A 20,890-nucleotide genomic window follows, 5' to 3' on the forward strand; every position below is an offset into this window, starting at 1 on the left:
CTAAACTTTCACTCAACCCCGCTTTTACTGGAGGAGTCCATGAGTTTTCTAGGATGGACAGCGGCCGTGGGTGGACTGCTGTTGCTAATGTCATTGGCATCGGGCTGGATCCATCGCAGCCCGGTGACCACCTTTGGTCTGTACCTTGCCGCTGGCGTGGCCTGTGGCCCGTGGGTGCTGGATTTGCTGCACATTGATATGGTGGCGCATTCAGAACTCACCGGCCGATTGACCGAAATCGCCATGGCGGCCTCTCTGTTTATCACCGGCTTGAAGCTGCGGATGCCGTTTCGCAATCACGGTTGGCGAATGGGCGTCAGGCTGGCGTTCCCCGGTATGCTGATAACCGTTGCGGGCGTGATGCTGGTGGCGCACTACCTGTTTGGCCTGTCTTGGCCGATAGCTCTGGCGCTCGGGGCCATCGTCGCGCCTACTGACCCGGTGCTGGCGAGCCTGATTTCAGTCAATAACGCCAGCGATGACGACAATCTGCGCGTTTCGTTGTCCAGCGAGGCGGGCATGAATGACGGTTCAGCCCTGCCGATTTTGATGCTGGCGCTACTCATTATGAATTCCCCCGAGCCGCTGAGCTGGTTGCAAATCGGCCACTGGGCCTTGGTGGACGTACTGTGGGCGCTGCTCGGCGGCTTGGGTATTGGCTATCTGCTGGGCCGCTTGATTGGCCTGCTCGCTACGCGCCTGAGAAGCGTGCAGGGCGATATCGCGCCGAGTGACTTTATCGCGCTGTCTTTAATTGCCCTGAGCTATGCGGCGGCGCAAAGCGTGGACGCCTCAGGCTTCCTCGCCGCCTTCGCCGCCGGGGTCGGGCTGCGCGCCGCCGAGCTGCGGATTGTGAACCTGCATCCGCCGGAAAATATGGATGAAGACCAGCGTTATCGCCCGGCCGAAGAGTTGGTGAACCCGCACATCCGCCACGCCTTCTCTGACAGTGGCCCGGCCAAGTCAGTGGGGCTGATGGTGGGCGACGCGCTCTCCTTCGGCGATACCATTGAGCGGCTGTTCGCCGCCGCGATTATCGTGGTGCTGGGCATTACCCTTTCACAGCATTGGGACCCGGCGGGCCTGCTGATGGCGGCGATCCTGTTTGTGGTCATCCGCCCACTGTCGGTCTATCTGGCGACCATCGGCAGCGGCGCGCCGCGCGCCCGACGGCTGATGATTGGCTGGCTGGGGATCCGCGGTATTGGCAGTATCAACTACATCGCCTATGCCTACACCCACGGCATTGGTGGCCTGGAGGCGGAGCGCATGGGTGATATCGCCTTCACCCTGATTGTCGCCAGCGTGCTGGTACACGGGTTGACCGTCACCCCGCTGCTGAACTGGCGTCATGGGCGACAGCTCGCCCGAGCCGAACGTGCTAAACAGCAGGATGAGCAATAGCGTCGGCGAGTACATGTGATAATTTATCAGGCTGAATTTCCCGCAGGGCGCGGGCTAGCTTCCACAGGTACATAAGGCATGATGGTGATTAAATGGGTTCCCCTGTGTATTGTCTGCATCCTCTTTCTGTCGTTGGGGTGCAGTTACGTTAAAAGCTCGCAGGGCAAAGAGCAGCAGGCGGTGGGCGGCGATTGGTCTACCGCGCGCCGCGATTCTGCGGGTATTGCCCCCAACCCGGTACAGCTGAAAAGCACCGCGATTATCCAGATTTACGCCGCGCCGACCTATGGCTGGCGCGGGCTGGTGGCGGTGCATCCGTGGATCATCTATAAACGGGCGGGCGACACCCAGTTCACCCGTTATGACGTGGTGAGCTGGGGTAGCAGCAACGTGGTTCGCCGCGATTACGCGATCCCCGACGGCTACTGGTTTGGTTCTAAGCCTAAACTGCTGGCCGATCGCCGTGGCGAACTGGCTGAAACGCTGATCCCACAGATTGAAGCGGCGATAAAAAGCTACCCTTATCCGCACACTTATCACGCCTGGCCGGGACCAAACAGCAACACCTTCATGGCGCACATTGGCCGCGAAGTCCCGGCGCTCAAGCTAGATATGCCGTCGAATGCCATCGGCAAAGACTACCGTGGTCTGACTAACCCGATCGGCTTGCCGCCGTCGGGGCGTGGCTTGCAGGTATCAGTGCTCGGCGTTCTCGGCTTTACGCTGGGGGTAGAAGAGGGGGTTGAAGTCAATCTGCTAGGGCTGAACCTTGGCGTTGATATCAAATCTCCAGCGCTGCGCCTGCCTTTTGTTGGGCGTGTAGGCTTTGATAACCCCGGCGCGGCTGAATTATAAAATCACAAAACTGACCGGGAGATTTGACAGCGGAAAACCGCCTGTTTTATAGTCACCCGGTCTTTTCACATCTCAATGAGGTATTCGTCCAATGCGCAATTAATGCCCACCGCCACCCTCGGCGGCTCTCTTGCAACTCCCCCGTGGCGTTGTTTTGGTGCATTAATTTTAAGGTTATCGCATGACGAACTCTCTTCTGACGCTGGAACGCGTCTCTTTGGTATTGCCTAACGGCACGCCGCTTTTCACCGACATCACCGAGCAATTTGATCACCGCCACACTGGGCTGGTGGGGCGCAATGGTGTGGGTAAAAGCCTGCTGGCGCAGCTGTTGGCCGGGCTGCTCGCGCCTTCTTCCGGCCAGTGCCACTGTTCCGGTAAAGTCAGGTATCTGGCGCAGCACCTTACCCCTGAAAAATATGCCAATGTCGCGGCGCTGGCGGGCTTTGAGAACACCCTTGCCGCGTTACTGCGTATTGAGACGGGAAGCGTCGATCCAGCCGATTTCGAGCAGGTCGGCGATGACTGGGATATCCGCCAGCGGCTACATACCCAGCTGGAATCCGCCGGATTGGGCTATCTTTCGCCAGAGTCGCCGGTCAGCCAACTTAGCGGCGGCGAAGCGATGCGCGTAGCGCTGATTGGGGCGACGCTCTCAGACGCCGATTTCCTCATTCTTGATGAGCCGACCAACCACCTCGACGGCCCTAGCCGAGGGGCACTGATGCAGCAGTTGCAGCGCTGGACCGGCGGCTTAGTGGTGATAAGCCACGATCGCGCGTTGCTGCAACAGATGGCGCGGATTGTGGAATTGTCCTCACTGGGTTTGCGCAGCTATGGTGGTAATTATGCCTTCTACCAGCAGGCAAAGACGCAAGAAACCACCGCCGCAGCCCAGAAGTTGGAAAGGCTCAAAGTCGAGCGTAAACGTGAAGAGCAGGCATTGCGCGAGCAGCGCGAAAAACTCGAAAAGCGGCAGTCTCGCGGCGAACGTCGTGGTAAAGAGGCTAATCAAGCCAATATATTGCTGGGGCGGCAAAAAGGGCGCAGCGAAGCTTCGGCGGGTAAGTTGCAAAAGCAGCAACTTGAAGCGCGGGCGCAGCTCAGCCAGCAGGTCCAAGAGGCGGCGAAACACCTCGAGGCGGCGGCGCATATCGCCATGCACTCCGGCTCACTCACGACCAATACTGCTCAAAAGGTGGCGGCGCTGAAGGATGTCACGCTGCCCTTTGTTGCGCCGCCTTTCAACCAGATAACCTTGAACATTAGCGGCGGTCAGCGAATTGGCGTGGTTGGCCCGAATGGCTGTGGTAAATCGACCCTGCTGAAAGTATTAGCAGGCCTGCTGCCGCCGATATCCGGCCTGCGCGAAGCATGGGTCAACATGGCTTATCTTGACCAGCGGCTCTCCTGCCTTGATCCACATCGAACGATCCTCGAGCAGTTACTTGAGGTGAATAGCATCGCCGGGGAATCTCAGCTGCGTATGCAGCTCGCCCAGCTAGGGCTAGACGCTAGCCGGGTGCTACTGCCCTGCGCGCAACTCAGCGGCGGCGAGCAGCTCAAAGCCGCGCTGGCTAAGGTGATTTATGCCGATCCATCCGCCGATTGCCTGCTGCTCGACGAGCCAAGCAACCATCTGGATCTTCCCTCTCTGGCTGCACTTGAGGCGCTGCTCAATCAGTATCAGGGAACGCTGCTGGTGGTGTCGCACGACGAGGCGTTTCTGGCGCAGCTTGGGCTTACCCATTGGCTGGTGGCGTGGGAGAAGGGTTGGGAACTTCTTCATCATCGAAATCCCGTATGACATTCATATTTATACGCAATTTGACTGATACATTTATGGCGAGATAGTTTTTAATGATAACCAAACCAAAATCTATTGGAGTCGTGAATGAGCAATATCAGCGTTGAGTATGTCGATTATCAGGTTGCAGGGCAGGATTTTCAGGGCTGTCTGGTGTTCCCAAAAGGGGCCAAAAACCAGCCGGGCGTTCTGCTCGCGCCAAACTGGATGGGCGTGGCCGACGTGGCTATCGACGCCGCGAAATCCGTGGCTGAAAAAGGCTATGTGGTGTTTGTCGCTGACCTGTACGGCGCGAAAGTTCGCCCGACTAATGGTGATGAAGCCGCCGCGGCGATGATGGTAGTAAAAGACCAGCCCGCCGAGCGCCAACGCATGCAAGGGGCGCTGGACGCACTGCTGGCGCAACAACATGCACCAGTGAACGTGGCGAAAGTAGCCGCGATCGGGTTCTGCTTCGGCGGTCACTGCGTGCTCGAACTGGCCCGTAGCGGCGCAAAACTCAACGCCTTCGTGACCTTCCACGGCGGGTTAGACACCAAGGACACCGACGGCGCGAAGAACATCAGCGGCTCCGTACTGGTGTTGAACGGCGCAGAAGATCCATTGATCCCAGCAGAGCAAATTTCTGGCTTTGTCGAAGAGATGAAAGGTCACAACATTGATTGGCAGCTCATTAACTACGGCGGCGCGGTTCACTCCTTCACCGATCCAACCGCCAACGTTCCCGGCATGAGCCAGTACAATGAGAAAGTCACCCACCGCGCCTTCGCTCAAATGTACCAACTGTTTGCTGATGTGCTGTAAGGTTTGATGCCTAACTCATTTCCCAGTCTTATTGGGAATGGGTTAAATATCAGCAATATAACTCCAGTTATTGCCTCGTAATTCTGCTTTCCCACCTAAATCGCATTTCAAGTATCGTCTATTTACTATGCTGTGGAAGATTGATGTTATAAGTTGTAGCTTATATTTTGCTTTTGAATGTGAGCGTTAGCCCTGTGCTGACCGCCACATAGCTCTCGCTGAGGTGAAAAAATGAAAACATTACGTGAAGCTATCGCTGCCCGTTCGCCAGAGAGCCAGGCTCGCATTAAAGATATGGCGGATGAAATGATTCTGGAAACCGGTTTGCAGTTGCTGCGTGAAGAGATGCAGGTCTCACAGAAGAAACTGGCGGAATTAATGGGCGTCAGTCAGCCCGCCATAACCCAGATAGAGCAAAGAGGTAATGACGTAAAACTGGCTACTCTCAAACGATATATTGAGGCGATGGGCGGAAAGCTGAGCCTAAACGTTGAGTTGCCTGAAGGCGTGGGGCGGGTATTTCATATCTGATAGTTATCACTCAAACCATTAATTTTCATACTCTCCATACATTTGATATAGCTCCTGCAACCTATTAATTCACAAAAAAACCCGCCGAAGCGGGTTTTTACTTTTAAGACTCAGTACAACCTACTTGCCAATTTCTGACATGACTTTCACGTCGGTCTGGGCGATTTGGCGCTCTTTCCCCCAGGCATCCTTGTACTTGATTAGCCCGGTATCCCGGTCAACTCTTGGTTTGCCTTCGCTGACTATCGTTCGCCCATCGTTGGTTTGAATGGCGTAATTGCTAGAACAGCCTGCGAGTAAGGCGGTAAGAACTAACGCTGATGCAACTAGATAACGTCTCTTCATAACTCACTCCTTGTTGTTAAGTCTGTATAAGGTTTAGCACAGCTTAAGAAATGAGCCAGATAATCGGGCGATTTATCCTGAAGTTTTCGACACCGCGCCAGAGAACTGGCTAAACGCCGAGGGTGGCTGACCGAGCATTTTGCGGAACATGGTTGAGAAAGCCGCCGGGCTGTCATAACCCATGTCTAGCGCAATAGTGGTAATGGGTACTCCCGCGGCGAGCCTGGAGAGTGCCAGCACCACGCAAACCCTCTGTCGCCATTGCAGGAAAGACATACCGGTTTCGGCCCGAAACTGGCGGCTGAAGGTTCGCTCGCTGATATGCAGCAACTGCGCCCAGCCGTCCGGATATGTATGGATATTGGGCTGCTGCATAAATCCCTGACACAGCTTCGCCAGAGCCGGATGGCTGGGGAAAGGGATATGCAGCGGCAGGGTGGGCGCACGAGTGATCTCATGCATCATCAGGTTGACCAGCGCACCGTCCCGGCCAGAGGTGGCGTATTCCAACGGCATATCCACGGCATCCAATAGCAGCTGGCGCAAAAGCGGGGGAATGGCGATCACTTCGCACTGCTCGCCGTTTCTGGGGGTGGCGGAAGGTTCGATATACAGACTCCGCGTGCTGACGCCGAGCATCACCACTTTGTGTGGTGTTTCGGCGGGTATCCACACCGCGCTTTGCTGCGGCACCACCCAGCTACCGTGCTGCGTAGACACCTCCATCACGCCCGGCGCGCCGTAGAGCAGCTGAGCCCGCCTATGGCTGTGCCAGGCCAGTTGAGTGCCGTAGGCGTAGTCTGTGCGGATGGCAACCACCGGGCGCGGAGTGGCATCCAGCTGATTAATCGAAACGTTGTGCACGCAGAGTTCTCATATTGGCTGTAACACAAACATTATTGACTGAGTAACGAAAGCAGGACAAGACTCGACTGCTTAAAGTAAGGCCTGTTTATCAACTTCGGGCTTATCCTCATGTTCACCTTGTACTTCACGCTGGCGCTGTTCGGCTTTCTGGCCGGGATCACCACGCTATTATTTGGTTTTGGCGGTGGCTTCATCATCGTGCCGCTGCTGTATCGCACCTTGCTTACCCTCTACGGCGCAGATAGCCCGATAGGCCACGCAGCAATGCACATTGCGGTGGCGACCTCGACCTGCGTGATGATTGTCACCTCGGCGATGGCAACCCGCCGCCACTGGCGCAGGGGCAATTTGATTCTCGGCCTGGCGTGGCCGCTGGCGGGCTATATCGCCCTTGGCGCGGTGGCCGGGTCTTTACTGGCCAATGCCACCCACGGCGGGGTGATTCGCTGGCTCTTTGTGGCCTATCTGGCGCTGACTATTGCCGACGGTTTGTTGCGAAAAGGGTTTATTTCTCAACAAGCTAGGACAGCTCTCCATCAGCCAACTGCGGGGAAAACTGCGCTAATCGGCGTGGTCATTGGCGCGATCGCCACTTTTCTTGGCGTGGGGGGAAGCGTGATGACGGTGCCAATGATGCGTCGCCGAGGACTAAGTATGAATATCGCGACGGCAATGGCGAACCCTCTGAGTATGCCGGTGGCGATAGTCGGCACCTTGACCTACATGATGGCCGCGCCGGGCGCTGCTTCGCTGCCGGGACACTGGTATTGGGGTTATGTCGACATGCTGGCGTTTCTGGTGCTACTCGCGGGGTCATGGCTGGGAATGCAGACGGCGACGCCGTGGGTGGGGCGCATTCCCGACAAGCTGCACGCCAGAATTTATCTGGTGCTGTTGACGCTGGTTTTGCTCACCATGGCATTTTAACAATGAAAAAGAGAGGATATTGCTATCCTCTCTCTGGGTTGGTTTACCAGCGATGTAAAGCCATTATCTCAATGGACGTTGATCGCTAAACACGGCGCGTGGCTGAGTGCGGCGTCCCAGGGCACCCATGGCACCGGCAAGCACGGCCTCAACAATCAGTAAGAAGAAGGCGAACCAGCTGGCTTTCGCGGTGGCAGCAGCGGCTTTATCGGCTGCTTCACGGGCTTTTTGCTCGGCTTGCTGTTTCAACTCTTCATATTTCGCACGGGCTTGTTGATAGCTTTTCTCGGTCTGAGCGACAATCTGTTCAACTTCCTGATCGCTTTTCCCTGTACGCGCTTTAATGATATTTTTCAACGCCTCACGGTCAGCGGCCTGGAATGTACTTTCGTTGCGCTGAACTAAACCTTTAATAAAGTTTACGACGTCTGTGTCGGCGGTTTGTGGATGATTAGCCGTATTTGCAGCTTGATTTTGGGCATTGTTAACTTCTCCCTCAGCTTTATTTTGCAAATTCTCAGGTTGTAATTCCGGCTTGCCGGTTTGGCGCAGGGTCGTCTCCAGTTCATTCTGCAAACTGTCGAGATTAATATTATTTTCTCCCAGTTTGTCTTTCACCATCTGAGTGACCGGCGGGGCGGCGGCGGATATTCCACTGCCCAAGGTTTGCAGCCCACTGCCTACCACGCTGGCTGCGCCGCTCACTGCGCTATTAACCACAACAACCAGGAACCAGAGGCTGATTAATGTATTGACCCCAAACATTAATACCCCGTGCAAAGCACCTTCGCGCTGCGCCAGTCGGCCACTGGCGTAACCCCCGGCAGCAATGGAAATCAGCATGCTGAGGCCGGTCCAAATAAGGGCTCCGGTACCAATGCCGTCCAACGGATTTTGCTCTTTCAGTGGGTCAATGGTGCTGGCCCCAACTGCAGTACCTAAAATAGATAACAGTAAATAAACCACAATAGAAATAATGACGCCGGCGAAAATAGCGCTCCACGAAATACGTTTTAATGGCACACCATTTACCGGTTCTACATAAGCTTCGTTGTAATGAGCCGATGTAGGAGCAGAATGATCGTTCATAGACTCTCTCCCTTTATTGCCGTACTTTTCATCTTTGAATGTTCGAGCGCGCATTCACTGTTCGTGCGCCACGTCACTAATTCCACGTCAAGCGATCACGTTGTATTAGCTGACTTAATGTTAGTCAGAGATTGAGAATTGCACCAACAAATCTTTACTTAAGCAAAATTAGCAGAATATGTTTCGATAACCCTATGAATTCACGCCCAATTAGAACCAACAGATAAAGTGTGGATATCAATGAAATCCTGCTGCTGGCTAATTAGGACAATAAAATTCAATAAATAAAGTCTGTTTTGCTGAGTTGGGATTTTTGTTATTGCAAGGCATAATCGCGACATTCTCAGCAAAGGAGTGCGGTAAACATGAGGGAGAAAGTCAGGACACTCAGCCTGATATTTTGTAGCGCGCTGATATTCAGCGGCTGCACGCCGCCGCCTTTTTCTCAGGCACTGCGCGATTTCTCTCGCCTATTGGACAATGCCCCTGTTCTGGGGCAGGTTTCGCTCAACCCGCTGCGCCAGCTCGATCCTCTACTATTGCGGCCTGCCTCCCTGTATCCGCAATTCAGCGAGATGCCCGTGCCAGCGCTCTCGACGCTTTACCAATACAGCCAGCACTGTTCGGGCACTCTCGCAGGGATTTCGCCATCTTTTCAACAGTTTGAACGGGCGCAGTGCCAGCAAACCGAATTGCCGGAGCAGTGGTTTGCGGCTCACCCGATCTATCCGCTGGGGGGCAGCACGGCGTGGCATTATCTCCAGCGCCATCCTGCCGAGGCGGGGCGATTGCAGGCTTACTTGCATGTGCGGGAAAGGCCGCAGGCGCTGGGCGGCGTCGGCCAGCTATCGGATGACAACCTTGATGCGCTAGCGAATGGGCAAACCTGGCTGATGCAGGATGGCATTTTATGGCGGCAGCAGCCCCAGCGCTGGGTGCGCTATGCGCCTGAGGTCTGGCAGCCGCTAGCCAAGCGCGCGGGAGTTGAGCTGGTGGCAGCCGGAGGGCGATGCGACGTCGCGCTGGGTACCCTGTGCGCCATTCCCGCCACCAGCTATGCCAATAGTTGGCGGGTGTTGCTGGCCGTGGCGCTGCTGGCGGCCCTGTTGGCCTTAGGTTGGACAGGCTGGCAGCGGCGGCGTTTACAGCAGCGTCAGCGGTTTATTGTGCAAATGCTCACCCACGAATTACGCACCCCGATCAGCCAATTAGGCAATGTGGTGGAGCACTTCCGCCGCGACTTTGACACCCTGTCACCCGATGCGCAGGCCAGATTCGGCGAGCTGGCCGATAGCGTACAGCGCATGCGCCAGATGGCCGAAGCCAGCCGGCATTATCTTGCCGGGGACGGCGTGCGCGACCTGCTGGAAGCGCCATCAAAAATAGCCTTAAGCGACTGGCTGTGGCATGTCGCTCAGGCACATCCTGACCTGACATTTTGTCTTGATAGCGACCTTGAGGTTGAACTGCCGCTGTATTGGTCCAGCCTGTGCCTGAACAACTTGCTCGATAACGCATTTCGCCACGGCAAACCGCCGGTGCGCCTTTGCGCCAGTTGCCGCAACGGGCGGCTGATTTTAGAGATCAGCGATGGCGGGGATCTGGGTGTCAAAGCTCTGCCCCAGCTGCCCCAGCTGCGCCGCGAGCTCTCTTCCCGCGCCGGGATGGGGCTTGGCCTGAGTATTGTCCAGCGAGTAACCCGCAGATTGGGGGGTAAACTGACTCTTAGCGGCCCGCCGACCACTTTCACTTTGGAGCTGCCTTGTGAACATTAAAACCCAACATAGCCTGCTGCTTATTGAAGACGACGCCGCGCTGGGGCAAGGATTGCAGCTGTTTTTGCAGCAGGAAGGCTTTAGCTGCCAGTGGCTGAGCGAGCTGAGTCAAGTGGAGCGCCATTGGCATCTGGCGGACTTGGTTATCCTCGACCGGCAATTTCCCGACGGCGACAGCTTGAAGTTGTTACCCAACTGGCTGGCGAGAAAGGCGCTGCCGGTAATTGTGCTGACTGCCTGCGTCAATGTGGAAGACCGGGTTGCCGGTCTGGAAGCCGGGGCGCGGGATTACCTCAGTAAACCTTTTGCTCACGTCGAGCTGCTGGCCCGCATTCGCGCGCAGCTGCGGCCGCTGGGGGAAGGGCAATTGGGCAGCGGCGAGCTGCTACTGTTCCCTTCGCGCCAGTCGGCCAGTTGGCAGCAAAAAGAGGTGGCGCTGACCGCCACCGAGTTCGCCCTGCTGGCGATGCTGGTGCAGATGGCCGGGCGGGTGTTTACTCGCGATGAGCTGCTCAATCAGGTGTGGGGCTACCAGCATTTCCCCTCGACGCGCACGGTAGATACTCATATTTTGCAACTGCGCCAAAAGCTGCCCGGCATTGCTATCAGCAGCGTGCGCGGCGTGGGTTATCGTCTGGATAAAACATCATGACGTCGAAAATTCTCACTGCCCTGTTTTTTACATTGGCGATGACATCTCCCGCAAAGAGCGCGCTGCCCGTGACGCCCCTCGAGCCGGTTTATCACGCATTATTCAGCCAGCAGGATGCTCAGGCGTGGCAGCAGTTAATCAACCTTTGGCCGCAGATGAGCAGCGCCGCGCAGCGCGACGCGTGGCGGCAGGCGCTGGACGCCGTGGTATCCCGCCAATGCGGCAATGACCTGCCGATAGCCGCGCCCGCGTGGTTAGATCACCCGACACTGGTGCTGATACAGCGCGATATTCCTCTCAGTCGTATTTACCGCGTGCAGTTCAGTGGCAAAAGTTTGCGACACGACCTGCAAATCTCACTGACTTTGCCCAATGGTGAGGAGGTAATGAACCAAGCCAATGCTGAATATGACCCAGACCAGCAATTTCGGCTGGACAGTCAGGAGCGCGGCGAGCCATTGCCCGCCGGAATTTATAAGTTAACCGTCCGTTCGGGTAGTGAGGTGTGGCAGCAAACGCTGGCCTTACAGGGCAGCGGCGGGCTGAACTGGGTCCAGCGACAGGGGCAAAAAATCACCCTGAGGCCACCGACGGTGCCAGCGGCCTGCCCGCCGGTATGGCTGGAACAAACGTTGCTGCGCCGCAGCGACTTCCAACAAATCTGGTGGCAGCGCAGCGATAATCTTCAGCCCAAGACGTGGCCGCAGCGCGCGGACGCCGACGCCATCTGGGCTAATATGTCGGTCATTCGGGTGGAGGCGCGGGGTGGCTTGACCCTGCGGCTGGAGCATCGCTTCGCCGGGCCGCTGCTGAGCCTGCAAAATTAGTTTTACATCCTGACATTGCTCTGACAATTCACCTCGGGGCTATCGCCATACTGTTATTCCTATCTCAGTGGAAATAAGGTTTCAGGTATGCGATTCATCATTATGTTTATTCTGTTTGCCCTGTTATTTGCCAGCGCGGTACAGGCCGCCACGCCACAAAATTATCTTTTTACCGAGTCCGACGAATTAGAAAATATTCGCCCGCTGTTGCAGCGCGATGATATTCAGGGCGTGCAGATTGTCTATTCCTGGAAGCAGTTAGAGAAAGCAAAGGGGCAGTATGATTTTTCGGCCATCGAAAAGGATTTAGCCTTCACCCATAAACTGCATAAGAAACTGTTTATTCAACTGCAAGATCGCTTCTTTGAGCCGCAACATAAAAATATCCCGAGTTATCTCCAGCAAGAGCCGCAGTATCTCGGCGGCTTATTAGAACAGACGGATAACCCAGGAGAAGGCAAACCGGTGGGTTCTGGCTGGGTAGCGATGCAGTGGAATCCTGCACTAAGACAGCAATATCAACAGCTTTTGGCTGCGCTAGCCAAGAGCTTTGATGGCAGAATTGCCGGGATCAACTTGCCGGAAACCTCTATAGATATTGATGAGAAACAGGCCGCAAAACGCGGTTTTACCTGTGAGCGTTATTTCGCCGCTACGCAGGAAAATATGCTGTTTGCCAAGTCGGTGTTTAAGAAATCCTACGTGGTGCAGTATGTCAATTTTTGGCCCTGCGAATGGAATAACGACCATGGATATATGTCGCGGCTATTTGAGACGGCTCAGGCTAATAATATTGGGCTAGGTGGCCCGGATATTGTGCCTTATAAAAAGGGCCAGATGAAAAATGCTTACCCGTTTTTTCATCACTATAAAGGCAAGCTGAATCTGGTGGCGATGGCGGTGCAACAACCCACGCTGACCTATACCAATCCTAAAACCCATAAGAAATTCACCGAGCAGGAATTTATCCAGTTCGCCGAGAACTACCTTGGGGTGAATATTATATTCTGGACCACCGCCGCCCCTTGGCTGCGCCAGTAAGCGCTCTGATTATCTTATATTGTAGAAAGCTCATGCCTTTTTCTTGGTAGCCAATAAAAAGCCCCGCGCCCTATTTTATAGGTTTGGCTTAGCAAAGAAGGGAATACCGTGGCTGGAAACAACAGAAGACGCTTAAAAACGCTGGTAGGGGCGGGGAGTTACCTCTATGCCGCCAACGATCTGCGGCCATTACCGGGCATAAAACGCGCCGTTGAACTGGCGCGTAAAGCCGAAGCGCAAAAAATTACCGGGCTGTTCACCGCCGATCTATTGCAAGCCGATCCGGCCGGTTTGGCGGGCACGACGGGCAGTCAGGACCCGCTGATCACGCTGGCGGCGCTCAGTCAGGTGACTGAGCGTATTGGTCTGGTTGCCACGGTATCGACCACCTATCAGCACCCCTATAATCTGGCCCGGCTGGTGGCGACGCTGGACCACGTGAGCGGTGGCCGTGCCGCGTGGAACGCCGTGACCTCCTCGGTGGGCGAAGAGAATTTCGGCGGGGCGAACCTGCCAGACCCATCCCAGCGTTATGCCCGCGCGGCAGAGTTTATTGCCGTGCTGAACGCGCTGTTTGACGCCAACGAGACCAGCGCGGTGCAGCGCACGGCGTCCGGCGGCACCAAAATTGACCCGTTAAAGCTGCATCCGGTGAATTTCCACGGCGATTTCTTCCGCGTGCAAGGGCCGCTAAACGTGCCGGTTCCGCCCCAGCGGCGGCCAGTGCAGTTTCAGGCCGGCCAGTCGGAAGAGGGGGTTTCCGTCGGCGCGCGCTATGCCGAAGTGATTTATACCTCGCAGCCAACCTTCGAGGATGCCGTGGCCTTCGTCGAGCAGTTACACCAGCGGGCGCGGGCCTATGGCCGACACGAAAATCTGCCGTTTGTGATGAACTCCTTCCATTCGGTGATTGGCGAAAGCGATGCCGACGTGGCGCGCCGACTGCGCGAAAAGCATGAACGCATCGACTACCAGCAGGGGCGGCTCAAGCTGGCCGATATGCTGGGAGGCGAGATTGATTTGAGCGACGTGTTGCTCGACCAGCCTCTGCCCGCCAGCCTGTTGCCCGACGTGGCGCAGGTCAATCGCCGTCGCGGCCGCGCCGAGATTTTCAAACGCTTCGCCCAGCAGGGGTTAACCGTGCGTGAGTTGATTATTCAGGCGCAGGAAACCGGCCACTGGTTCAACGCCGGGACGCCGGAAAAGCTGGCCGATGCCATTGAAAAACGCTATCACGCGGGCGTGCTGGATGTGATTTCACTCCACGGCTTGGGCCAGCCCGATCAGGAAGATTTGCTGCTCAACGGCCTGCTGCCCGAGTTGCGAAAACGCCATCTGCTTGACGAAGATTACCTCGGCGATACCTTCCGCGAGAACCTCGAACTGCCGCCGCTTACGCTTTCTTAGCACTTGGCGCAGAGTTCTCGCGGTTGATTGCTGAAACTTTACATTCCAAATAATTTGCAAATATTCCCCGATAATGGCGCGCGACAGATTAGTGGTACAGTCGCGCGATAATCACCCAGCCTGCCATTGCAGAGGGTGACACCATGAAGGGAATACCATGAAAAAATTCATTATCGCTGGGCTATTGGCAACCTTACTGGCGGGCTGCGCCACCAACTCTCCGTGCCCGCCGATGTACGACTCCGAAGGCCGCTTGGTTCACACCAATACCTGTATGAAAGGCACCACGCAGGACAACTGGGATACCGCAGGCGCTGTCGCCGGTGGTGTTGCCGCCGTCGCCGCCGTGACCTTGGGTATTGTTGCCTTAACCAAGTAACCCGAGATCCCGCTCTGCATCACGCCCGCTTATTGCGGGCGTTTTTGTTGGTGCTAAAACAGTCATTTTCGGTCTGGCAATAATGAGAGTAAAAGCGCTAAGCTTGTCAAAAGGACTTAGGAGGAAGTTGCTATGGCTCGCTTAGTGATTGATCTATCAGAAGAGGAACTTCAACGGTTAGATGAGCTGGGAACCTTGTTACAGGTTCCCCGAGATAAGGTTATTCGAAATGCCATCACTGCATTGGCGCGCACCAGCGGCCTGATTCAGAATGACTCAACTTTTGGACTCTGGGCAAACCAGTCGGTCGAAAGCGTTGCCTTTGAAAACCAGAGTCGTGACGAGTGGCGATAATCACTTTGTCTGAATAGGTTAACCAAAACTCCCCGCTACCAAAGAATCTCTACTGATATCGGCGATGGTCTTCGCGCCGGTCAGGGTCATGGCGACGCGCATCTCTTTTTCGATCAATTCCAATAAGTTTATCACCCCGGCTTCGCCCGCGGCGGCGAGGGCGTAGACGAAAGCGCGGCCCAGCAGCACGCTGTCGGCACCGAGGGCAATCATGCGCACCACGTCCAGACCCGTGCGGATACCGGAGTCGGCCAAAATCGTGATATCCCCTTTGACCGCGTCGGCGATGGCAGGCAGGGCGCGAGTGGTGGAGAGCACGCCGTCCAGCTGGCGGCCGCCGTGGTTAGATACGATGATGCCGTCTGCGCCAAATCTCACCGCGTCTTTTGCGTCTTCTGGGTCAAGAATGCCTTTGATGATCATTGGCCCTTTCCAAAATTCGCGGATCCACTCCAAATCCTTCCATGAAATCGACGGGTCGAAGTTGGCGCCTAACCAGCCGATATAGTCCTCAAGGGTGGTGGGTTTGCCGCGATACGCCGAGACATTGCCCAAGTCGTGCGGCTTGCCGTTCAGGCCGACATCCCACGCCCACTGCGGGTGCGTCACGGCTTGCAGAATGCGGCGTGCGGCGGCGTTGGGGCCACTCATGCCGGAATGGGCGTCACGGTAGCGCGCCCCCGGCACCGGCATATCGACGGTGAACACCAGCGTTTTGACCCCCGCCGCCTGCGCGCGCTCCAGCGCATTGCGCATGAATCCACGGTCCTTCAACACATACAGCTGGAACCACATCGGGCGATCGATGGCCGGTGCCACTTCCTCAATCGGGCAAACTGACACGGTGGAGAGAGTGAAAGGGATGCCTTTCTTGGCGGCGGCGCGCGCGGCCTGCACTTCCCCACGCCGGGCGTACATGCCGGTTAACCCCACCGGGGCGAGGATCACCGGCATCGCCAACTGCTCGCCGAACAGCGTGGTAGCGGTGCTCAGTTCCGACATATTGTTAAGGATGCGCTGGCGTAGCGCGATGTCCGCTAGGTCGGCGGTGTTACGGCGTAACGTATGCTCGTTGTAGGCACCACCATCAATATAGTGGAACAGGAAGGGCGGCAGCCTGCGCTGCGCGGCCGCCCGATAGTCAGTTGAAGCAGAAATAATCATAATGGTTCAGCATTCCTTTGGTTTTCCCGGCAAGCCGATGCGCTTAACGCGCTCTCTGACGTAAACCATAGACCAGCACCACGGCAAAACAAGCCAGCGGCAGGAGATAGGAGACCGCCGTGTCGTAATGGTCAGCGACCGCGCCCATTAGGTAAGGCATGATTGCCCCGCCGACAATCGCCATGATCATCACCGAGCTGGCGCGTTTGGTCTGCTTACCCATGTCCTTGACGCCCATGGCGAAGATGGTTGGGAACATGATCGACATAAAGAAGAACACCGCCACCAGCGCGATCACCGAGACATTATCAATCCCCGCCACCACGATGCCGCACAGCACAATATTAATGATGGCGTAAATCACCAGCAGGGTGGCCGGGCGCACAAAGCCCATCAGCCAGGTGCTGAAGAAGCGGCCGATCATGAAGCTCACCAGACCGATAGACAGCAGATAAGAGGCATTCTGGTTCGACAGCGTGTGCCAGTGCTCGGTGGTGTAGTTGATGAAGAACGCGCCGACGCCAACCTGTGCCGCCACGTAGAAGAACTGTGCAATTACGCCGCCGGTGAAGTGGCCGTGCTGCCACAGACCTTTTTCCACGCCTCTGGCCTGCTCAGATGCAGAGCCACTCTCGCGAATATCCGGCAGCTTGGTGCGGCCAAACAGCAGGGCAATCAGCAGCACCAGTACGGCGATGGCGACATAGGTTATTTTTACCGAATCGAGGCTTTCCGACGCCGGGCCTTGGGTGGCACTAAAGAACAGCGAACCGCCGATGATTGGCCCAACGAACTGGCCCAAGCCATTAAAGGATTGCGCTAAATTCAGGCGGCGTTCGGCCCCCGCAGGCTCACCCAGCACGGTGGCATAAGGGTTGGCGGCGGTTTCCAGACAGCCCAGGCCTAATGCGATCACGAACAGCGCCAGCAGGAACATGGTGAAACTGCTGGCACCGGCGGCAGGCACAAACAGCAGCGCGCCGAGGGCATAGAGGCACAGACCCACTAAGATGCCCGCCTTGTAGCCATATCTGTCCATAAAGAAACCGGCGGGCAGGGCGATGACGAAGTAAGCGCCGAAGTAAGCCGCCTGTAGCAGACCGGACTGGGCTTTATTGACGTGCAGCACTTCCTGAAAATGCTTATTCAGCACGTCGAGCAGGCCGTAGGACAAGCCCCAGAGGAAGAACAGCGTGGTGACCAGCATAAAGGCCAGCCGGAATCCGGAGGCCGCTTTTTGCCCTGCATAAGCAGGGTTTTCGGTTTTATTGGCGAGCATGGTTAATTCCTTGATATCTGGTTGCAGGGTTTGTTTCAGCACGGGGCTGGTTTTTTATGTCAGATAACTTGAAAAACAATCTCTTAGGTTACGAGCTAGGGCTGGTCTGAAAGCGCAAAAATTCGCTTCAGCTCGACCCACTTTTCACCTGCGGGCGTCCATGGCGTGGGGCGCTGATACTTCCACATCAGCTGTTCCCATTCGCAGATTTTTGGGTTCTCCTGACTGCGAAGGGCGAACTGCTCGCCGTCGAAGTCATCCGTGGTGTCCATCACCATAAATAGCCGGTTGCCCAGCTGGTAAATCTCCATCTCTACAATGCCGTGCTGGCGCAGATGTTCGGCGATCTCCGGCCAGATGCGCTGATGGTGCTGCTGATATTCGGCAATTAGCTGGGGGTCATCGACCAGATCCAGGGCCTGACAGAAGCGGCGGCTCATGTCAGCGCCCGATCAAGGTGGGTGTAGCCGCCGTCGACCGACAGCCACTGGCCGGTGGTGTGCGAGGCGCGGGACGAGAGCAGGAACACCACGGTATTGGCGATTTCCTGCGGCGTGGTCATGCGCTGGCCGAGGGGGATATGCGACGTAATTTGGCTCAGCTTTTCTTCAGGTTTATCAAAGCTTTTAATCCAGCGCTCATACAGCGGAGTCATCACCTCGGCGGGGATCACCGCGTTGACGCGAATGCCGTCTTTGAGCAGCGCGGCCGCCCATTCGCGGGTCAGCCCCAGCACCCCGCCCTTGGCAGAGGCATAACCGCTGGTGTTGCCTTGCCCGGTCAGCGCCGTTTTGGAGCTGATATTGACGATGGCTCCGCGACTGGCGCGCAGCGCCTCAAGGCTGAGGTGGGCCATCAGGTAGTAGTGGATCAGGTTCTGCTCCAGCGAGCGCACAAAGGCTTCGCGCCCGGCTTCTAGCCCCACGCTGTCATTGGCTCCGGCGTTGTTCACCAGGCCGTCGATGCTGCCATAGCGGGTCAACACCTCTTTTACCGCCTTCGTGCAGCTAGCTTCGTCGCGCAGCTCGGTGAGTACAAAGCCTGCCCGCGGCTGAAGCTGTTGCAGCTGGTGCATCAGCTCGTTGGCCGGTTCGGTATTGCTGATGATCACCGGAATGGCCCCTTCTTCGGCCAGAGTCAGCGAAATGGCGGCCCCAATGCCGGAGCCACCGCCGGTGACGATCACCACTTTGTTGTCGAGATGCAGGTTCATGGTTACTCCAAAAATGCGTTTTGCAGGTTGTACAGGCGGTAAGCGTTACCACCGAAAATGGCGTCCTGCTGGTCACGACTTAGCGCGGCGGTGGCCCGTTGGCACAGGGTTAGCGCATCTTCGTAGCTCCCCGCGAGCAGGCAGACCGGCCAGTCGGAGCCAAACAGCAGGCGCTCGGGGCCGAAGGCGTCCAGCGCCACCTCAAAATAGGGCAGTAGGTCGTTGGCCGTCATGCCCGCCGGGCGCGGCTCGGTTAACAGGCCGGAGAGCTTACAGCTGACGTGCTCCAGCTTGGCAAAGGGCGCTATCTGTTGCGCCCAGTGGCCCACGCCTCGGCTGAGATCAGGCTTACCGAAATGGTCCAGAATCACTGGGTGCTGGTCATGGCGCGCCGCGAATTGCGCGCCTTCGTGCAGATGGCGATGGGTCACCAGCAGCTCATACACATAGCCGTGCTGTTGCAGCTGGCGAATCCCGCGATTCACCGCGCCGTCGCGCAGCCACGCCGCCGGGTCGGCTTCGTCCTGCACCTGATGGCGAATGCCGCGCAGCAGCGGATGGGCCAGCTGTTCGAGCTGTACTCCAAGCTCTGGCGAAGCCACGTCCACCCACCCAACCACGCCTTTCACGAAAGCCGCGTGCTCGGCAACCTCCAGCAGCCAGCGCGTTTCCTCGAGGCTTGAACAGGCTTGAACCACCACAGAACCATGAATATCGTGACGTTGTAACGCCGATGCCAGCTGCTCAGGCAATAAATCCTGCTTCAGCTCCGCCATGTCGTCGCTTATCCAGCGATAATCTCGCGGCGTGTAGCGCCAAAAGTGCTGGTGGACATCGATTTTCGGCTGGCTCATCGCGTCTGCTCCTAAAGCTATGCCATCAGGCGTGGTGGCGATATTGGTCGATAGACGCCTGATGCATCTCGATAGAGAAGCCCGGCGCTTGCGGCGGCATATAGGCCGCGCCCCTGATGTCGCAAGGGTGGACAAAGTGCTCGTGCAGGTGATCAACGTACTCAATCACCCGGCCTTCGTGGGTACCGGCGATGCAGAGATAGTCGATCATCGATAAATGCTGCACGTATTCGCACAGTCCGACGCCGCCCGCGTGTGGGCATACCGGCAGGTTGTACTTGGCGGCCATCAGCATCACCGCCAGCACCTCGTTGACGCCGCCCATGCGGCAGGCGTCAATCTGCACCACGTCGATGGCTTCGCGCATAATGAACTGTTTAAACATGATGCGGTTCTGACACATTTCGCCGGTGGCGACTTTCACCGGAGCCACGCCTTGGCGAATTTTGCGATGTCCCTCGATGTCATCCGGACTGGTGGGTTCTTCGATAAACCACGGCTTGGCGAAGGCCAGCGCGTTGACCCACGGAATGGCGTCGTTGGTTTCCCACACCTGATTGGCGTCAATCATCAGCTTGCGGTCTGGGCCGATCACTTCACGGGCGATGCGCACGCGGCGAATGTCGTCTTCTAAATCGCGGCCGACTTTCAGCTTCAAATAATCAAAACCGGCGTCCACCGCTTCTTGGCACAGGCGGCGCAGCTTGTCGTCGGGATAGCCCAGCCAGCCTGCCGACGTGGTGTAGCACGGGTAGCCTTCGGCCAGCAGCTTCTCGACGCGCTGCGCCTTGTTGTCGGCGCGCTGTTGCAGCAGCGTTAGGGCCTCCTGCGGCGTGATGCAGTCGGTGATGTAGCGGAAGTCGATGCAGCGCACCAGCTCCTCAGGCGACATGTCGGCCACCAATTTCCACAGCGGTTTGCCTTCGGCTTTGCTCCACAGATCCCACACCGCGTTGACCACCGCGCCGGTCGCCAGATGAATCGCACCCTTGTCCGGCCCAATCCAGCGCAGTTGGCTGTCACTGGTGAATTCCCGCCAGAAAGCACCCATATTGGCAGTAATGGCAGCCAGATCGCGGCCAATCACCAAATGCTGCAACGCGTTAATGGCAGCGCAGCAGATCTCATTGCCGCGCCCGATAGTAAAGGTCAGGCCGTGTCCTGACAGCGACGGATTATCTGTTTCTAAAATGACATAAGCCGCCGAGTAGTCCGGGTCCGGATTCATGGCGTCCGAGCCGTCGAGTGCCAGCGAAGTCGGGAAGCGAATATCTTCAACACGTAATGCCGTGATGGTGGTCATGAGTGACAACTCC

General features: G+C 56.8%; 22 protein-coding genes. 13 read left to right on the forward strand and 9 right to left on the reverse strand.

Annotated features, from left to right (window positions below):
• Nucleotides 1-39: 39 nt before the first annotated feature.
• From ACT3RT_RS18175 to ACT3RT_RS18195, 5 genes are all read left to right on the forward strand, one after another.
• Nucleotides 40-1,404, forward strand: coding sequence for a cation:proton antiporter (locus ACT3RT_RS18175; RefSeq protein ID WP_486032338.1), 1,365 nt, complete (start codon nucleotides 40-42; stop codon nucleotides 1,402-1,404).
• 78 nt (nucleotides 1,405-1,482) lie between these two features.
• On the forward strand, nucleotides 1,483-2,259 hold the full coding sequence (locus ACT3RT_RS18180; RefSeq protein WP_353504259.1) for a DUF3750 domain-containing protein: 777 nt from the start codon (nucleotides 1,483-1,485) through the stop codon (nucleotides 2,257-2,259).
• A gap of 181 nt (nucleotides 2,260-2,440) precedes the next feature.
• On the forward strand, nucleotides 2,441-4,066 hold the full coding sequence (locus tag ACT3RT_RS18185) for an ABC-F family ATP-binding cassette domain-containing protein (protein WP_496203493.1): 1,626 nt from the start codon (nucleotides 2,441-2,443) through the stop codon (nucleotides 4,064-4,066).
• An 87-nt stretch (nucleotides 4,067-4,153) separates the two neighbouring features.
• Entirely contained in the window at nucleotides 4,154-4,870 is a 717-nt protein-coding gene (locus tag ACT3RT_RS18190) for a dienelactone hydrolase family protein (protein ID WP_496203494.1), read from the forward strand.
• 231 nt (nucleotides 4,871-5,101) lie between these two features.
• Complete coding sequence (locus tag ACT3RT_RS18195) at nucleotides 5,102-5,401, forward strand: helix-turn-helix domain-containing protein (RefSeq protein ID WP_496203495.1); 300 nt, start codon at nucleotides 5,102-5,104, stop codon at nucleotides 5,399-5,401.
• A gap of 120 nt (nucleotides 5,402-5,521) precedes the next feature.
• Here the strand turns inward: ACT3RT_RS18195 and ACT3RT_RS18200 are convergent, their stop codons facing one another.
• Nucleotides 5,522-5,746 carry a YgdI/YgdR family lipoprotein gene (locus tag ACT3RT_RS18200; RefSeq protein ID WP_353504264.1) on the reverse strand — a complete coding sequence of 75 codons (225 nt, stop codon included), beginning with the start codon at nucleotides 5,744-5,746 and terminating at the stop codon, nucleotides 5,522-5,524.
• A gap of 72 nt (nucleotides 5,747-5,818) precedes the next feature.
• Complete coding sequence (locus ACT3RT_RS18205) at nucleotides 5,819-6,610, reverse strand: AraC family transcriptional regulator (protein WP_496203496.1); 792 nt, start codon at nucleotides 6,608-6,610, stop codon at nucleotides 5,819-5,821.
• Between the two features lie 111 nt (nucleotides 6,611-6,721).
• Between ACT3RT_RS18205 and ACT3RT_RS18210 the strand changes: the two genes are divergently transcribed.
• Nucleotides 6,722-7,540, forward strand: a complete 819-nt coding sequence (locus ACT3RT_RS18210; RefSeq protein WP_496203497.1) for a sulfite exporter TauE/SafE family protein — start codon at nucleotides 6,722-6,724, stop codon at nucleotides 7,538-7,540.
• A 63-nt stretch (nucleotides 7,541-7,603) separates the two neighbouring features.
• Here ACT3RT_RS18210 and ACT3RT_RS18215 read toward each other — a convergent pair whose 3' ends face one another.
• Nucleotides 7,604-8,629 (reverse strand): hypothetical protein, encoded by a 1,026-nt coding sequence (locus ACT3RT_RS18215; protein WP_353504267.1) that lies wholly within the window; start codon nucleotides 8,627-8,629, stop codon nucleotides 7,604-7,606.
• A gap of 365 nt (nucleotides 8,630-8,994) precedes the next feature.
• On the opposite strand from ACT3RT_RS18215, the gene ACT3RT_RS18220 reads away from it, so the two are divergent.
• The 7 genes from ACT3RT_RS18220 (at nucleotide 8,995) to ACT3RT_RS18250 (ending at nucleotide 15,064) form a co-directional block, all read left to right on the forward strand.
• Complete coding sequence (locus ACT3RT_RS18220; protein WP_496203498.1) at nucleotides 8,995-10,404, forward strand: DUF3404 domain-containing protein; 1,410 nt, start codon at nucleotides 8,995-8,997, stop codon at nucleotides 10,402-10,404.
• Complete coding sequence (locus tag ACT3RT_RS18225; RefSeq protein ID WP_496203499.1) at nucleotides 10,394-11,056, forward strand: response regulator transcription factor; 663 nt, start codon at nucleotides 10,394-10,396, stop codon at nucleotides 11,054-11,056. The genes ACT3RT_RS18220 and ACT3RT_RS18225 overlap by 11 nt, the downstream gene beginning before the upstream one ends.
• The gene (locus ACT3RT_RS18230) at nucleotides 11,053-11,883 is read left to right on the forward strand and encodes a DUF2861 family protein (protein WP_496203500.1); all 831 of its coding nucleotides are present in this window, start codon (nucleotides 11,053-11,055) and stop codon (nucleotides 11,881-11,883) included. Before ACT3RT_RS18225 ends, ACT3RT_RS18230 begins: the two co-directional genes overlap by 4 nt.
• A gap of 87 nt (nucleotides 11,884-11,970) precedes the next feature.
• A complete protein-coding gene (locus tag ACT3RT_RS18235) occupies nucleotides 11,971-12,924 on the forward strand; it encodes a hypothetical protein (protein WP_496203501.1) in 954 nt (317 codons plus the stop codon).
• Between the two features lie 108 nt (nucleotides 12,925-13,032).
• A complete protein-coding gene (locus tag ACT3RT_RS18240) occupies nucleotides 13,033-14,331 on the forward strand; it encodes an NtaA/DmoA family FMN-dependent monooxygenase (protein ID WP_496203502.1) in 1,299 nt (432 codons plus the stop codon).
• 157 nt (nucleotides 14,332-14,488) lie between these two features.
• Nucleotides 14,489-14,710 (forward strand): putative periplasmic lipoprotein, encoded by a 222-nt coding sequence (locus ACT3RT_RS18245; protein ID WP_034796191.1) that lies wholly within the window; start codon nucleotides 14,489-14,491, stop codon nucleotides 14,708-14,710.
• A 132-nt stretch (nucleotides 14,711-14,842) separates the two neighbouring features.
• Nucleotides 14,843-15,064: a hypothetical protein gene (locus ACT3RT_RS18250; RefSeq protein ID WP_353504056.1), complete on the forward strand. Its 222-nt coding sequence runs from the start codon at nucleotides 14,843-14,845 to the stop codon at nucleotides 15,062-15,064.
• Nucleotides 15,065-15,082: 18 nt separating this feature from the next.
• Here ACT3RT_RS18250 and lldD read toward each other — a convergent pair whose 3' ends face one another.
• The 6 genes from lldD to ACT3RT_RS18280 form a co-directional block, all read right to left on the reverse strand.
• Nucleotides 15,083-16,228: an FMN-dependent L-lactate dehydrogenase LldD gene (gene lldD, locus ACT3RT_RS18255; protein WP_353504057.1), complete on the reverse strand. Its 1,146-nt coding sequence runs from the start codon at nucleotides 16,226-16,228 to the stop codon at nucleotides 15,083-15,085.
• A 43-nt stretch (nucleotides 16,229-16,271) separates the two neighbouring features.
• On the reverse strand, nucleotides 16,272-17,507 hold the full coding sequence (gene fucP / locus ACT3RT_RS18260) for an L-fucose:H+ symporter permease (protein ID WP_496203503.1): 1,236 nt from the start codon (nucleotides 17,505-17,507) through the stop codon (nucleotides 16,272-16,274).
• A gap of 95 nt (nucleotides 17,508-17,602) precedes the next feature.
• A complete protein-coding gene (locus ACT3RT_RS18265) occupies nucleotides 17,603-17,947 on the reverse strand; it encodes an L-rhamnose mutarotase (RefSeq protein ID WP_496203504.1) in 345 nt (114 codons plus the stop codon).
• On the reverse strand, nucleotides 17,944-18,720 hold the full coding sequence (locus ACT3RT_RS18270; protein ID WP_496203505.1) for an SDR family oxidoreductase: 777 nt from the start codon (nucleotides 18,718-18,720) through the stop codon (nucleotides 17,944-17,946). Before ACT3RT_RS18270 ends, ACT3RT_RS18265 begins: the two co-directional genes overlap by 4 nt.
• A gap of 2 nt (nucleotides 18,721-18,722) precedes the next feature.
• The gene (locus tag ACT3RT_RS18275) at nucleotides 18,723-19,574 is read right to left on the reverse strand and encodes an amidohydrolase family protein (protein ID WP_496203506.1); all 852 of its coding nucleotides are present in this window, start codon (nucleotides 19,572-19,574) and stop codon (nucleotides 18,723-18,725) included.
• A 25-nt stretch (nucleotides 19,575-19,599) separates the two neighbouring features.
• Nucleotides 19,600-20,877 carry an L-fuconate dehydratase gene (locus tag ACT3RT_RS18280; RefSeq protein WP_496203507.1) on the reverse strand — a complete coding sequence of 426 codons (1,278 nt, stop codon included), beginning with the start codon at nucleotides 20,875-20,877 and terminating at the stop codon, nucleotides 19,600-19,602.
• Between the last annotated feature and the right edge of the window lie 13 nt (nucleotides 20,878-20,890).

The sequence above is a fragment of the Ewingella sp. AOP9-I1-14 genome (assembly GCF_052375995.1).
GTDB lineage: Bacteria > Pseudomonadota > Gammaproteobacteria > Enterobacterales > Enterobacteriaceae > Ewingella > Ewingella allii.

Excerpts from the sequence above, each read along its gene's own strand:
- ACT3RT_RS18275 (WP_496203506.1), bottom strand. The coding sequence starts at position 19,574 with ATGAGCCAGCCGAAAATCGATGTCCACCAGCACTTTTGGCGCTACACG.
- ACT3RT_RS18220 (WP_496203498.1), top strand. The coding sequence starts at position 8,995 with ATGAGGGAGAAAGTCAGGACACTCAGCCTGATATTTTGTAGCGCGCTG.
- lldD (WP_353504057.1), bottom strand. The coding sequence starts at position 16,228 with ATGATTATTTCTGCTTCAACTGACTATCGGGCGGCCGCGCAGCGCAGG.
- ACT3RT_RS18180 (WP_353504259.1), top strand. The coding sequence starts at position 1,483 with ATGATGGTGATTAAATGGGTTCCCCTGTGTATTGTCTGCATCCTCTTT.
- ACT3RT_RS18215 (WP_353504267.1), bottom strand. The coding sequence starts at position 8,629 with ATGAACGATCATTCTGCTCCTACATCGGCTCATTACAACGAAGCTTAT.
- ACT3RT_RS18270 (WP_496203505.1), bottom strand. The coding sequence starts at position 18,720 with ATGAACCTGCATCTCGACAACAAAGTGGTGATCGTCACCGGCGGTGGC.
- ACT3RT_RS18250 (WP_353504056.1), top strand. The coding sequence starts at position 14,843 with ATGGCTCGCTTAGTGATTGATCTATCAGAAGAGGAACTTCAACGGTTA.
- ACT3RT_RS18190 (WP_496203494.1), top strand. The coding sequence starts at position 4,154 with ATGAGCAATATCAGCGTTGAGTATGTCGATTATCAGGTTGCAGGGCAG.
- ACT3RT_RS18280 (WP_496203507.1), bottom strand. The coding sequence starts at position 20,877 with ATGACCACCATCACGGCATTACGTGTTGAAGATATTCGCTTCCCGACT.
- ACT3RT_RS18185 (WP_496203493.1), top strand. The coding sequence starts at position 2,441 with ATGACGAACTCTCTTCTGACGCTGGAACGCGTCTCTTTGGTATTGCCT.
- ACT3RT_RS18210 (WP_496203497.1), top strand. The coding sequence starts at position 6,722 with ATGTTCACCTTGTACTTCACGCTGGCGCTGTTCGGCTTTCTGGCCGGG.
- ACT3RT_RS18235 (WP_496203501.1), top strand. The coding sequence starts at position 11,971 with ATGCGATTCATCATTATGTTTATTCTGTTTGCCCTGTTATTTGCCAGC.
- ACT3RT_RS18245 (WP_034796191.1), top strand. The coding sequence starts at position 14,489 with ATGAAAAAATTCATTATCGCTGGGCTATTGGCAACCTTACTGGCGGGC.
- ACT3RT_RS18200 (WP_353504264.1), bottom strand. The coding sequence starts at position 5,746 with ATGAAGAGACGTTATCTAGTTGCATCAGCGTTAGTTCTTACCGCCTTA.
- ACT3RT_RS18265 (WP_496203504.1), bottom strand. The coding sequence starts at position 17,947 with ATGAGCCGCCGCTTCTGTCAGGCCCTGGATCTGGTCGATGACCCCCAG.
- fucP (WP_496203503.1), bottom strand. The coding sequence starts at position 17,507 with ATGCTCGCCAATAAAACCGAAAACCCTGCTTATGCAGGGCAAAAAGCG.
- ACT3RT_RS18230 (WP_496203500.1), top strand. The coding sequence starts at position 11,053 with ATGACGTCGAAAATTCTCACTGCCCTGTTTTTTACATTGGCGATGACA.
- ACT3RT_RS18175 (WP_486032338.1), top strand. The coding sequence starts at position 40 with ATGAGTTTTCTAGGATGGACAGCGGCCGTGGGTGGACTGCTGTTGCTA.
- ACT3RT_RS18195 (WP_496203495.1), top strand. The coding sequence starts at position 5,102 with ATGAAAACATTACGTGAAGCTATCGCTGCCCGTTCGCCAGAGAGCCAG.